General features: G+C 67.9%; 13 protein-coding genes and 3 pseudogenes. 8 read left to right on the forward strand and 8 right to left on the reverse strand.

All coding sequences use genetic code 11. From position 1 onward, the window contains the following. Positions 1 to 82 precede the first annotated feature (82 nt). The 3 genes and pseudogenes from ACIPK3_RS25095 to ACIPK3_RS25105 all read right to left on the reverse strand — a co-directional run. Positions 83 to 662: pseudogene (locus ACIPK3_RS25095) on the reverse strand (transposase); the annotation flags it as partial. A gap of 75 nt (positions 663 to 737) precedes the next feature. Continuing rightward, the gene (locus tag ACIPK3_RS25100; protein ID WP_402573032.1) at positions 738 to 1,469 is read right to left on the reverse strand and encodes a dienelactone hydrolase family protein; all 732 of its coding nucleotides are present in this window, start codon (positions 1,467 to 1,469) and stop codon (positions 738 to 740) included. 131 nt (positions 1,470 to 1,600) lie between these two features. After that, positions 1,601 to 1,954, reverse strand: a complete 354-nt coding sequence (locus ACIPK3_RS25105; RefSeq protein WP_402573034.1) for a DUF5133 domain-containing protein — start codon at positions 1,952 to 1,954, stop codon at positions 1,601 to 1,603. A 386-nt stretch (positions 1,955 to 2,340) separates the two neighbouring features. Here ACIPK3_RS25105 and ACIPK3_RS25110 point away from each other — a divergent pair, with 386 nt between their 5' ends. Both ACIPK3_RS25110 and ACIPK3_RS25115 read left to right on the forward strand, forming a co-directional pair. Then, on the forward strand, positions 2,341 to 2,655 hold the full coding sequence (locus ACIPK3_RS25110) for an STAS domain-containing protein (RefSeq protein WP_402573056.1): 315 nt from the start codon (positions 2,341 to 2,343) through the stop codon (positions 2,653 to 2,655). Between the two features lie 442 nt (positions 2,656 to 3,097). Continuing rightward, complete coding sequence (locus tag ACIPK3_RS25115) at positions 3,098 to 3,940, forward strand: RNA polymerase sigma factor SigF (protein WP_402573058.1); 843 nt, start codon at positions 3,098 to 3,100, stop codon at positions 3,938 to 3,940. Between the two features lie 272 nt (positions 3,941 to 4,212). Here the strand turns inward: ACIPK3_RS25115 and ACIPK3_RS25120 are convergent, their stop codons facing one another. Beyond that, positions 4,213 to 4,629 (reverse strand): ATP-binding protein, encoded by a 417-nt coding sequence (locus ACIPK3_RS25120; protein ID WP_402573035.1) that lies wholly within the window; start codon positions 4,627 to 4,629, stop codon positions 4,213 to 4,215. 355 nt (positions 4,630 to 4,984) lie between these two features. On the opposite strand from ACIPK3_RS25120, the gene ACIPK3_RS25125 reads away from it, so the two are divergent. Further along, positions 4,985 to 5,347, forward strand: coding sequence for an STAS domain-containing protein (locus ACIPK3_RS25125; RefSeq protein WP_402573037.1), 363 nt, complete (start codon positions 4,985 to 4,987; stop codon positions 5,345 to 5,347). Positions 5,348 to 5,634: 287 nt separating this feature from the next. Here the strand turns inward: ACIPK3_RS25125 and ACIPK3_RS25130 are convergent, their stop codons facing one another. Next, positions 5,635 to 5,808 (reverse strand): CsbD family protein, encoded by a 174-nt coding sequence (locus ACIPK3_RS25130; protein WP_402573039.1) that lies wholly within the window; start codon positions 5,806 to 5,808, stop codon positions 5,635 to 5,637. A 139-nt stretch (positions 5,809 to 5,947) separates the two neighbouring features. Between ACIPK3_RS25130 and ACIPK3_RS25135 the strand changes: the two genes are divergently transcribed. After that, positions 5,948 to 6,118: a hydrophobic protein gene (locus ACIPK3_RS25135; protein WP_171154443.1), complete on the forward strand. Its 171-nt coding sequence runs from the start codon at positions 5,948 to 5,950 to the stop codon at positions 6,116 to 6,118. A gap of 546 nt (positions 6,119 to 6,664) precedes the next feature. Here ACIPK3_RS25135 and ACIPK3_RS25140 read toward each other — a convergent pair. Continuing rightward, positions 6,665 to 6,986 (reverse strand): annotated as a pseudogene (locus tag ACIPK3_RS25140) (transposase family protein); the annotation flags it as partial. Positions 6,987 to 6,995: 9 nt separating this feature from the next. Between ACIPK3_RS25140 and ACIPK3_RS25145 the strand changes: the two are divergent. Continuing rightward, positions 6,996 to 7,577 (forward strand): hypothetical protein, encoded by a 582-nt coding sequence (locus tag ACIPK3_RS25145; RefSeq protein WP_402573060.1) that lies wholly within the window; start codon positions 6,996 to 6,998, stop codon positions 7,575 to 7,577. Between the two features lie 36 nt (positions 7,578 to 7,613). Here the strand turns inward: ACIPK3_RS25145 and ACIPK3_RS25150 are convergent, their stop codons facing one another. Then, positions 7,614 to 9,272 carry a penicillin-binding transpeptidase domain-containing protein gene (locus tag ACIPK3_RS25150; protein ID WP_402573041.1) on the reverse strand — a complete coding sequence of 553 codons (1,659 nt, stop codon included), beginning with the start codon at positions 9,270 to 9,272 and terminating at the stop codon, positions 7,614 to 7,616. Between the two features lie 115 nt (positions 9,273 to 9,387). Between ACIPK3_RS25150 and ACIPK3_RS25155 the strand changes: the two genes are divergently transcribed. Beyond that, positions 9,388 to 9,546 carry a hypothetical protein gene (locus tag ACIPK3_RS25155; protein WP_402573042.1) on the forward strand — a complete coding sequence of 53 codons (159 nt, stop codon included), beginning with the start codon at positions 9,388 to 9,390 and terminating at the stop codon, positions 9,544 to 9,546. Between the two features lie 239 nt (positions 9,547 to 9,785). After that, entirely contained in the window at positions 9,786 to 10,763 is a 978-nt protein-coding gene (locus ACIPK3_RS25160; RefSeq protein WP_402573044.1) for an L-threonylcarbamoyladenylate synthase, read from the forward strand. 45 nt (positions 10,764 to 10,808) lie between these two features. Here the strand turns inward: ACIPK3_RS25160 and ACIPK3_RS25165 are convergent, their stop codons facing one another. Next, a complete protein-coding gene (locus ACIPK3_RS25165; protein ID WP_402573046.1) occupies positions 10,809 to 11,450 on the reverse strand; it encodes a carbonic anhydrase in 642 nt (213 codons plus the stop codon). Between the two features lie 86 nt (positions 11,451 to 11,536). Here ACIPK3_RS25165 and ACIPK3_RS25170 point away from each other — a divergent pair. Next, positions 11,537 to 11,706 (forward strand): annotated as a pseudogene (locus ACIPK3_RS25170) (IS5/IS1182 family transposase); the annotation flags it as partial. Positions 11,707 to 11,801: the final 95 nt, after the last annotated feature.

Consider the following 11,801-nt stretch of genomic DNA (forward strand, 5'->3'; position numbering starts at 1 on the left):
TCATGAATCAAGCTCTTACAAGACTTTCGTAAGCAGCAAGGTCTCCCCACCCGTAGCCAGACCCCGGCTGAGCTGGCCAGCAGTCACGGCAGAAGACCACTTCGGGCTCTCCGTCCTCGGGTAGGACCTCGCCGTCGGCGATTGCGTAGAGGTGCTCGACCCGGGCCCTCTTAACTGCGTAGTCCGGTCGCGGGAGGTCTTCCAGGTCTTCAGGCGTTGAAAGGAGACGCCTTCCTCGCGGAGCAGGATGCGCAGGCCCTCGTGGCTGATGTCGTCGACCACCCCTCGGCAACCAGGAAGTCCGCCAGCTTGGTCAGGCTCCAGGTGGAGAACGGTAGGTCGTGCTCGGTCGGCTTCGACTTCGCGATCTTCTTGATCTCGCGCCGCTCGGGCAGCGTGAAGGTCTTCGGCCGGCCGCCCTTGTACTTCGGGTACAGCGAGTCGAAGTCGTCCGTGTTGAAGTTGTGGATCACATCCCTCACCCGGTCTGCGCTGGTGAACGACACCTCGGCGGTCTTCGCCACCGGCATGCCCTGCACGGACAGTAGGACCATCTGGGCCCGCCGCCATGTCACCACTGACCCGGTGCCTCTGCGGATGATCCGCAGCAGGCGCTGTCCCTCGTCATCGTTGATGTGTCGAACCTGAACTCTGTCGGCCACGCCGACCAGTTTCAGTGAACGCGCCGATCGGGATCCGGTTTCCGATCGGCGCGTCGCGGACTGCAGGCGGCGGTATCAGCCGAGGTGCCGTGCGAAGAACCTCAGCGTGCTCTCCAGCTCGAATGCCGGGATCTCCCCGTGCTTGCCGGGGTTGGCGTGCAACGTTTTCTCGGCCGAGGCCAAGGCGTCGAACAGCGCCAAACTCTGAACCCGCGGCACCCGCTCATCGTCCCACTGCACCAAGAACTCCACTGGGACGGTGATCCGCGCGGCGGCCTCGGCCGACGCCAGCACCCCGCCCAAGCCCAGTACCGCCGCGCGGACCCGCGGTTCGGCAGCGACGAACGGAACACCGAGTCCGCATCCCAGCGAAACCCCCCAGTAACCCACCGCGCCGGCGCCTACGTGCTCGAGTTGCTGAACCGTGTCCAGGACCGCCCGCCATTCCGGCACGGTCTGGCGGGCCACGAGCGCCTGGAAGTCGGCGATCAGCGGGGCCAACTCTTCACCGGCTGCCACGCGAGCCTGGTTCTCAGTCGCGATCCGGTCATACTCCTCAACCTTCGGCCGGTCGCCATGGGCGGGAACGTCGACCGCCACGACCGCGAAACCGCATTCGGTCACGAAGCGGCGTGCACGAGCCAGGACGTCAGGGGCCTTCTTGTGCTGACCGCCACCGTGTCCCATCAAGACGAGCGGACGAGTGGCGACGGCACCTTCTGGCGTCCACAACACGCCAGGAATGTCGCCGAGGGTGAAGAGCTGTTCGCGGACGCCGTCGGACGACGTCTCAGATATGAAGCGCATAGCGGTTCATGCCTTTCGGGATGCCTCTGCGGGCGCTCCCTGGGCCACGCGAGGGAGGGAGGCCCGACCTGTCAAAGCGTTGATCGGTCTCACCTCCTCAGTTCGCAGCAGTGCACGGCGGCAGGAACGTATCACGAAGGACTCCACCCTGGCCCGGGCAGGGATGCCGACAGGGCGAACTCCAGTGCCAGGGCGCTTGGCGGCCGGGAACAGGCGTGCAGACTGTCGGATGCTCTGGGTCGGGCGGCCAGGACGGGCGTCGCCCCGGTGGTTGTGTGGCCGCTTGCTTGCAGTCGTTCCAGCTGGGCGTCGGCGGCGGTGAGGGCCTGGCGGGTGGTCTGGGTCCCGGCCATGACGCCCAGGGTGTGGGTGATGTCCTCGAGTTCTCGGCTCGTCTGGCCGGTGGGCTGCAGGTCATGGCGGACACGGACGTCAGCGAAGCGAGCCAGGAACGAGCGCAGCTCCTTCTCCGCGGGCAGCAACACAGCGACATACTGCTTCAATAGACGCGCAGCGGGTTCCCTCATGTGGTCACTGCTGCATCCTGACGGCCGCGTTCCGCTGCGCCGCTACAGCTGCCGCCACTCTGGCTTGCTGACCGTACAGAGGCGCTTCTCATGTCTGCCGAAGGGGAGAAGTGAGAGGCCCTTCTGACGGGGCATCTGAGCAGCATGATCAGGTATTTCCCTACCACCATATGCAGGAGCAGGACCCAGCGCGCCGGGAAGCGCCGAGGGTGTGTGGCCGGGCCACACCAGGCGGCCCACCGGCCCGGAGCGGAGAGCCTTTCGGCCGCCGGCACTGTGAGCCGGGGGGACGTGAGATGAGCAGTGCGGGTGGGATCACCACGCTGGTGATGTGGGAAGGCGACATGGTGCGGGTGGGTGTGTTCGGGGATCTGGACCTGGACACGGGCCCGGACCTGTGTGCCGTTCTCACCGAGTGCCTCGCTCAGGGGCCGGCCAGGTTGGCCGTGGACGTATCCGCGGTCCCGTTCTGCGACTCGTCCGGCCTCACCGCCCTGGTGAAGGCCAGAGAGAGAGCGAGGAACGCTGGGGCGGAGTTCGTTCTGGTAGGCGCCAGGCCGCCGGTGCTCCGTGTCCTGGTGATGACAGGTCTTGATGTCGTGCTGAATGTCAGGCCGCAGCACGGGCCACCTGCCGGTACAGGCTCTGCCGCCGTCTGACCGCCCGCACGGAACGCCCGAGCCGCCGCTGGGGTACCGCTTCACCGGCAGGTGAAAGACCCCGAGCTCTTCGTGTGCCTGGGCATCGGTGTGGAGGACGGCATGCCGTGCCGGACCCTGGACCGCTCGTCCGGCCGCCTCCTGTGAGGTCGGGTCGGGGGAGTGGCCCCGCCTTCCGTGCACTCATCGGTTCACGGAAGGCACCGGGCAGTTGGGACGGCACAAGGGGTCTGCGGGCGGAAAAAGTGTGAGGGAGGAGCTTGTGCCTGGCGCGGGGGTCGTTCGGGCTGTTCGCTTCCTGGCCTGGGCCGATGCAAGATCCTGACCTGGTGAATCACCCGGGAATGGATGCCGAATGTTGGGGTAATCGCTGATCGCCGGTCGCGTTTCGGCTGGCGGCAGTGGTGTGTCCGCACTCCGGGAGGGAAACGGCATGACGCCCATGACAACGACGACGATGACAACGCGGACGCAGGTGTCCGAGTTCCCGGAGGTCGCCGATCCTTCCCGGGTGGCGCCCAAGGACGCCCGCGAGCTCTCGAAGCTGTTCTTCCAACAGCTGGCGGTGCTGGAGGAGGGCACTCGCGAGTACAGCTACGCGCGGAACACGCTGATCGAGATGAACATGTCGCTGGTGCGTTTCGCGGCCGGCCGGTTCCGCAGCCGTGGGCCGGAGGAGATGGAGGACATCGTCCAGGTCGGGATGATCGGACTGATCAAGGCGATCGACCGGTTCGAGCTGTCCCGTGAGGTGGAGTTCACCTCCTTCGCCATCCCGTACATCGTCGGCGAGATCAAGCGGTTCTTCCGTGACACCTCCTGGGCGGTGCACGTACCACGCCGCCTGCAGGAGGCCCGCGTCCAGATGGCCCGCGCCAAGGAGGAACTGAGCAGCAGGCTCGGCCGCACCCCCACGGTCAGGGAACTGTCCGAGCTGATGAGCCTGCCCGAGGACGAGGTCCGCGAGGCGCAGCTCGCCTCCAACGGCTACACCTCCGCCTCCCTGGACGCCGCCCTCAGCCCCGGCGAGGACGGCGAGAGCGCCCTGCAGGACTTCATCGGCCTCGAAGACCAAGCCCTTGAACTCGTCGAGGACTTCCACACCCTGGCGCCGTTGATCGCCCAGCTCGACGAGCGGGACCGGCAGATCCTCCACATGCGCTTCGTCGAGGAACTCACCCAGGCCCAGATGGGCGAACGCCTGGGCATCTCCCAAATGCACGTCTCCCGGCTGCTCTCCCGCTGCCTGGCCCGGCTCCGCGAGGGCATGCTCACCACCCACTGACCCTGTCGTCGGCGCCCCGTCACCGCCGGACCCGTGGCGGGGCGCTGGCAGTATCTGCAGGATCGCCTTGTCCATGTCGGCCCCCGGAAGTGGCCGGCGGCACTGCCGTCGCCTGCGGCGGCATCTCGTCTGACCGTCTTCTCGGCGACATGATCCCTGCGTGAAGTCGCACAGGCGTCAACGATCGTCGCAGTCCAGACGTATGCCGTGAGCGACATCCCGCATGGATCTAAGTAGCAGCCGCGAGCGGGGATGCGCGACTGCTGAGTGCCTCAGCTGGATCCGTCGGTTCGCTGTTCGTCGGCGGCGTGAAGGTGGAGGTGGGCGACGACCTGCTTGCCGGATTCCTGGGCGAGGGTGTGCAACTTGGTGGACAGGCGGGTGACGAGGTGGAGTCCGTGGCCGCCGATTCGGCCCGGGGCGGGCGGCTGCAGCTGAGGCTGGTGGGGGGAACTGTCGCGGACCCTGATCCGTAGCAGAGCGGCGTCGGGTATGACCTCCAGCTCGAGCCTGCCGGGGCCGGGGGCGTGCCGGTGTGCGTTGGTGACGAGTTCGCTGACGACGAGCTGGGCGTCCTGGCTGGTGCGGTGATCCGGCCGGTAACCGGCCCGGCCGAGCAGCGCGCGCACGGCCTGGCGGGCCTCGGAGATGGGGGCGGAGCCGGTCTCCCAGACGGTGACGTAATGCAAGGGCGCCGCCTCTTCCTGGTGCTGGGATGGCTTTCGGCCTAGCGGGCTGAGCATGGACCGGGTCCTGTCGTCGTTATCGCGATCAAGGCATGTCCTTTTCGTGTCGGTTCACATACCCGCTCGTGCCTCAATCATGGCTCCTGTCCTCTGTGCCCCAGCGAGGTGGTGTGCTCGACCACTGGCCGACTGTGCGGTGACAGGAGAAGGACAGCCTGTCGCGGGAAAGCCAGAGACCGACCGATGCGTTCCCGCACAGTCGGCCCGGCCACTCTCCTTCACCCTGTCGAACCAGGCAGGAAAGGCGCGTGCCGGTCGCCCGCAGCGGATGACGTGCTGATGGAACCTGGGCCGGTGTGTGCGAGGCTGGCTGAACAACCTCATCGTGGTCACACAGCAGGACGCCGACCGTACGGTGATCACCGTCGCAGGAGAGATGGGCCTCGACACCTGCCCCACCCTCGCGAGGGCGACCCTCGCCATCCCGCTGGGCAGGACACTGCATCTGGAGATGTCCGGCGTGTCCTTCATGGACTCCCGTGGCCTCAACCTCCTGCTCCAGCAGCGCCGACGTTTCCTTGCCGAGGGCGGCCAACTGACCGCCGCCGACCTGCAGGACCAGCCCGTCCAGGTACTGCGCCTGACCGGCGCCTACGACCTGCTCGTACCCGGCACCACCAGCACGGGGCGCGGCGCATGCCGATGCAGCGGAATCAGGTGATCTCACAGCGCCGGGGCCGCCCCGAACCGGGCACTGAGTCCAATCGAACAGGCAGCACGCCGCCGGACCGGCGGGAAGTGAAGCAGCCCACAGCTCCGCTGAGTCCCTGTGCTTCCGCTCGGGGACGCGCGCGCTGCGCCTCACCCCCCTTGCGGCTGCCGTCCGTCCCTCAAGAGTCTCCATGATGCCCAGGCTCGGCCGGCGGTAATTCGGACGGCAACAGAAATCGGGGGTCGTCCCGGCAGAACTGCCGGGACGACCCCCGATTGAGTAAGCCGGGAAAGACGTCAGTGCCTGAAGGCGTCCTTGGTCTTCTCCTTGGCCTCGCGGGCATCGCCCGTGGTCTTTTCCGCCTGCCCCTCGGCGGCCATGCGGTCGTTGCCGACAGCGTTTCCGAGGGCTTCCTTGGTCTTGCCCTTTGCCTGCTCGGTCTTCGCCTTGGCCTTCTCGCCCGCAGTCATGGAATGTCCCTCCTCATAAGCAATGGTGCCGCTGTCGCGGTGAAGTCCCGGTGCCCCGGCTCGCCCTCCACAAACAATGTGCCGCCGGGGAATGGAGGGCTGCCAGCAGGGCATACGGTGCCGCAGGAGGTTGATGACTATGGTTCCCCTGCTTCTTGTTCTGCTTCTCGCTCTGATCCTTTTCGGTGCGGGCTTCGCCATCAAGATTCTTTGGTGGGTGGCTGTGGCCGTGCTGGTGCTGTGGCTGCTCGGTTTCGTGATGCGTTCCACGAACGCCGGAGGTGGCCGCGGCCGCTGGTATCGATGGTGACCTGACAGCACATCCCCTCATCTGGGCCCGGCCGCCTCAGGCGGTCGGGCCCAGACGTGTGTCTGAAAACGCGGACACCAACCGGGCAAGGCCGGAAGGAGAGGGAGTCCCAAGGGGCTGTGAGGGTAGGCGTGTTGTTGTCGGGGGCGGGAGGGCCACGCGCGGTGGGACCTGCGCAGCCTCCTAGCCCTCCCGTCCCTGGCCCGCGCCGATGCAAGCCGGAACGGGATCTCCTCAAGGCAGATCCGGGTCCGGCGCGGGACCGCGCGCCGGGCCCAAAAGGTTGTCCCGCAACGGGTCCGGGGTCGCAGGCATACTGACGCTCGTTGTCGCTAGCATCCGAACCCAGGAGAGGGGAGCCTGAGTGCCTGAGCTGCGGTGTGAAGCGGTTCGGTGGGTGGATGACGAGCCGTTTCCCGGCATCGTCGAGGGTCCAGGGCGACATCGAGGCGACGACCGGGGACGCAGTCGTGACTGTCTCCACTTCACCGGACGGGGTCACGACGCCGGATGGACGGGGCACCTTCGCTGTGAACCAGAGCCAGCTCATCCCATGAGAGCGAGATTGTGAAGTCGGGCGATGCCGAGCATGGCCTGGTGAACGCCGGCGCCCTTGAGCCGACAGTCGTGTAGGATCTTCCAGTTCTTCAGCCGACAGGGCCCGTTCAGCCCGGGCGCGTGCCCGGCGGTGGACGGCGTTCTCCGCCTCCTGCTGCGGGCTGAGATGCGTCTGGCCACGTTGTTTGCGGTGCGGGATGAGCAGGCCGGTGCCCTGGTAGCCGCCGTCGGCGATGACCGGGGCGCCGCGGCAGGCCCGGTCGACACCGGACTCCGTAAAGGCTCGGCAGTCGTTGCGGCTGCCGGGCAGTGTGAGGGCGTGACGAAGATCGAGATGGCAGATGTGTTTGCGGCCGGGTGCCGAGGCAGGCGTCTGTATGCCTATCGGGTGCGTGGGCTCGGCCGCAGCGCGGTGGTCCTGTGGATCGGTGGCGAGAACGACGAGCCTGATCGGGTGCTGACGTTGCCGGAAGTTGATCACTGTCGGGTGCCGGTGTTCACGACCGTTCGGCAGGCGCGGTTGTACGTGAGCCGACAGGGGCGGAGGCTGGCCTGTTCGGAGGCCGACATCCTGGAGCTCGACCGTGTCGAGCATTGGCTGGAGAACCCGGCACGCCGGCGTGTCCCCTCGGGTTCGGTTCTGGATGCGTGGAACTTCTTCGAGGATCTGGCCCGAGGACTCGGTGAGGTCCACTGGCTGCCCCCGCAGAGCACGGTGCATGACGGCGCTTACGAGAAGCTGGTCGGAGGCGAGTGCGCCGCATGGACTCCCGAGGAGCAAGGCGCGGTACTGGAACTGATCACGGCCGGGGCGGAGCTGTGGAACTCGTGCCCGGTGATCGGCAAGCCTTGCTCGCGCACCGTCTTCGGCGGCGGTCGGAGGTCTCCCGGGGGCCGGTGACCCGTGTGTCGGTTGGCCTCACCGCCGGGTCTTGCGTCAGCTGGTGGTGAGCAGCTGACGGACGACGTAGCCTGCGGAGTCGACGCCGGAGGTGCCGCCCTCGACCAGTGCTGCGACGGCGATGCGGGAGTTGTAGGCCGTGAGCCAGCCGTTGGTGTGGTCACCCTCTTCTGCGGTGCCGGTCTTTGCGCCGACGCCGGGCAGGCCGCCCAGTCGTGGAGCTGCTGTACCGCTGGTGGCCACGTCGCGCATCATGGTCTGCAGATATCCGGCTGTGCGTGCGGAGATGGGCCGGGCGGCGGGGGTCTGGTGCTGGTCCGGCAGGATGACAGGCTGCTGGAAGCCGGTGCCTCTGACGGTGGCGGCCACGGATGCCATGAACAGCGGGGTGGCGGTGACTTTGCCCTGACCGATGAACTGGGCTGCCTGGTCGCCGCCTTGCGGGTCTGCCGGAATGCTCGGGTCGGTGGTGGCGACCCCGCCGCCGATGGACCAGCTGCCCATGCCGAAGACGCTCACCGCCTCGTCGTGCAGAGCGGAGGCGTCGCCGTCCTTCACCAGGTGGTGGAAGCCGTCCTTGATGAAGGACGTGTTGCACGACACTGTGAAACCCTGGGCGAGGGAGGAGCCGGGGTTGGCTCGTACGCCGGGGTCGTTGTGGAAGAGCTGGCTGTTGGCCGTCAGCGAGTCCGTGCACGGCGCCGCGCTGTTCGGTGTGAGGCCCGCCTTGTCGAAGAGGGCGGCGGAGGTGATGATCTTCATGGTGGAGCCGGGGGACTTGATGCCGTTGATGGCGATGTCGCCGTCGTCACCCGTGTGCGCGATCGCGAGGATGTGACCGCTCCGCCAGTCGAGTGCCACTGTCCCGGCGGGCTTCTGCTGCAGGTGAGCGTCCTTGACCGCCGCCTCGGCCACCTCCTGGAGGCCGGCCTCGATCGTGGTTCTGACGACCGCGGGACGTCCCTTGGTGAAGGTTTTCAGCGTCTTGACGCCCCTACCGTCGGCGTCGACCACAGCCACGCCGGTACCGGGGCTGCCGCCCGCGGGCGTGACATGCTTCCCGATGGTCGACGCGATGTCACGCAGTGAGGCGAAGCGGGACAGCTCCGTCTTACCGTCGTTCGCGACGACCATTGCAGGGTTCGAGCCGGCCGGCAGCCTGCCCGCGACAAGCGACTGGTCGTCCCCCAGACCGGGATAGAGTACCGAGTTGTTCCAGTGCACTGCAGCCGAGCCGTTGGTGCTCTTGCGTACTGCCACGGCGCTCGGGTAGCTCCAGGTGCCGCCCGGGGTCTGGGCGGTGACGTCGAAGGTGACCTTGGTGGCTCCAGGGGTCGCCGATGAGGGACCTGCGGAACGGACGTTGCCGAACGACAGCGTCTTCAGACGCAGGCCGTCGACGTAGTTGCGCAGGGCCTGCGCGGCGGTGCCGGGCACATCGGTGTCGCTCGCAGCGTCGTCCAACTGCCGCCGGGACCAGTCGTCCAGGAACGCTTGGGTCAGCTTCACGGCCTCGTCACCCGACGGGGGCGTGCTCGACAGCGTCGACGCATCAAAGCCATGCGCGGCCCCGGACTTGCCATCGCTGCTCGCACCGGAGGTCAGCGTGTGTACAAGGTTGTAGGTACCGATTCCTCCGAGGGCGAGCAGCGCAGTGGACGCCCCGGCTATGCCGAGCTTCACGGGTCTCTTCATGGACCGAGTATCTCGGTTCCAAGATCCCGCTTCCTGAGTATGCGTACTCAGGAAGTGAACCCTGCCCGGGCGGTGTTGGCGCTGTTCGTGGCTGCTCGACCGGTCCTTGACCGGCATGACGATCCCCGTCTCTGATGAGGGACTCGATCTGATGCGGGAGATCGCCGCCTCGATGGTCGCCCGGTTCAAGATCAGTGACGACGAGGCGGTGGTGCGGGGCACGGCCTACTTCGACGGCTGGAACCTCACCGACCGACGACTCCGGCGCGGGTGACTTCGTCTACACCGGCCACCAGACTCCGGGGGAGTGCGCTACTGCGCAGTCTCAGGTCTCAGGCCAGCTTCCAGGGTGGGTGTCGCGCCTATTCGCATCCGATGCAATTGGCGTCGGCAGGAACAACGGAACAGCCAGCAGCGCCAAGCAGATGATCTCGAACGGACCGGGGGTCAATGGAACCGTGGTCGCGCTGAGCAAGGCCGTCGCCGGTCCTCGGTGCTCCTAGAATTGCGAGAGTGACGGCAAGAACCAGTGACATTGAGAAGGCAGCCGGTGTGCTGCGCGCCGGCGGCCTGGTGGCTCTCCCGACCGAGACCGTCTACGGCCTGGGCGCCAACGCCGAGGACCCCGCCGCCATCTCGCGCATCTTCCAGGTCAAGGGACGTCCGCCTTCCCACCCGCTGATCGTCCACATTGCCGGCGCGGAGCAGCTGGACGACTGGGTCCAGTACGTGCCCGCAACGGCCCGCCTGCTGGCCGAACACTTCTGGCCTGGGCCCCTCACGCTGGTCCTGCGGCGCGGGCGACGGGTGCCCCTCGAAGCGACGGGTGGCTTGGAGACGGTCGCCGTGCGTGTGCCCGACCACCCCGTCGCACGCGCTTTGCTGTCGGCGTTCGGCGGCGGTGTCACGGCCCCGTCCGCCAACCGCTTCGGACAGGTCAGCCCCACAACTGCAAACGACGTCCGTGCCGAGCTCGGCGCCGCCGTCGACTTCGTGCTGGACGGCGGCCCCTGCGAGGTCGGTGTCGAGTCGACCATCGTCGACGCCACCGGCGAGATCCCGACCATCCTGCGGCCCGGCGGGGTGACGCGCGAGGACCTCGAAGCGGTGCTGGGATGCCCGCTCGCGGTCCCCTCGACCAGCCGGGTCCGGGTGCCGGGCCAGCATCCGTCCCACTACGCGCCGCGGGCCCGGGTCGTTCTGGTCGAGCCGGAGAAGGTCGTCGCCGAAGCGGAGCTGGCGCAGGAGCTGGGGCACCAGGTGGGCGTCCTTCTTCCTGCCGCCTTCGCCGACGCTGAGGTGAAGGCGCACGCCGTGGTGGCGGTCCCCGACTCGATGGCCCCCTACGCGCGCGGGCTGTACGGATTCCTGCGCGAACTCGACCGGCAGGGGTGCGACCTCGTCGTCGCGTCACTGCCGGCGGAGGAGGGACTGGGGCTGGCGATCGCCAACCGGCTCCGCCGCGCTGCTGGACCCCGGCCCACCGTGTGACCGGCACCGACGCCGTGCCCTTACTTCTCCCCTGAGGCGGGGCGGTCAGGACGCAGCGGGGATGGCTGCGTCGAGGCCGCGGGATGCGACGAGCTGCGCACTGCCGTCGGCCAGCCGGTAGGACAGCCCCACCACGCCGAGACGGCCTGCGGCCACCCGCTCGGCCAGGGCGCGGGAGCGTTCCAGGAGCAGGTCCACGGTGTGCTCGATGTGCTCGGCAAGAATCTCTTCGGCCTGGTCGCGTCCGGCGGCGCGGGCGGCCAGCACGCTAGGAGTCACCCGTTCGACAACGTCGCGGACAAAGCCGCCGGGCACCCCGCCGCCGTCGGCTGCGGCACGGGCGGCTGCGATGGCCCCGCACGAGTCGTGGCCGAGCACGACGACGAGTGGGGCGTCGAGCACGCTCACGCCGTACTCGATGGAACCGAGGACCTCTGCACCGGCGACATGCCCTGCGGTACGCACCACGAACAGGTCGCCCAGCCCGCGGTCGAAGATGATCTCGGCGGCCAGCCGGGAGTCGGAGCATCCGAACAGCACGGCGAAGGGCTGCTGGGACGGTGCGGTCTCGGTGCGGCGGGCGGCGTCCTGGTTCGGGTGCTCGGGGGTGCCTGAGACGAAACGCTGGTTACCGGCCAGCAGCAGCTCAAAGGCGTCGCGGGGCGTCGGGTTCTGGGTCTCGGTCATGGCGGCAGCCTACGAGCGGGCACTCGCCGTCGCATCGCCTGGTCCGTCAGAGGTCGCCGGATCGGGCCACGCTGACGGCCTTGTGCCGCCTGCACGAATCCGTGCTGCACCGACTCGGCGATGCGGGCCTCGTCGATGTCACTCGTGTCGTCCTCGACACCGCCCACGTCAGGGCTCTAAAGAAAGGGGCGATGCACATCCTGTCGGACGCGAACGGACTGCCCTCTTCATCGGCATCTCGGTCGGCAACACCCACGCGCCGACGGCCGGACCTGCAGCCGGCTCTTCGAGCTGGCCCGGCCACCGGACGGCCCCCGGCCCCGGAACACCCTGGCAGCGGCCGCGGACATC

It is taken from the genome of Streptomyces sp. NPDC086787 (assembly GCF_044745865.1).
In the GTDB taxonomy this organism is placed as follows: Bacteria; Actinomycetota; Actinomycetes; order Streptomycetales; family Streptomycetaceae; genus Streptomyces.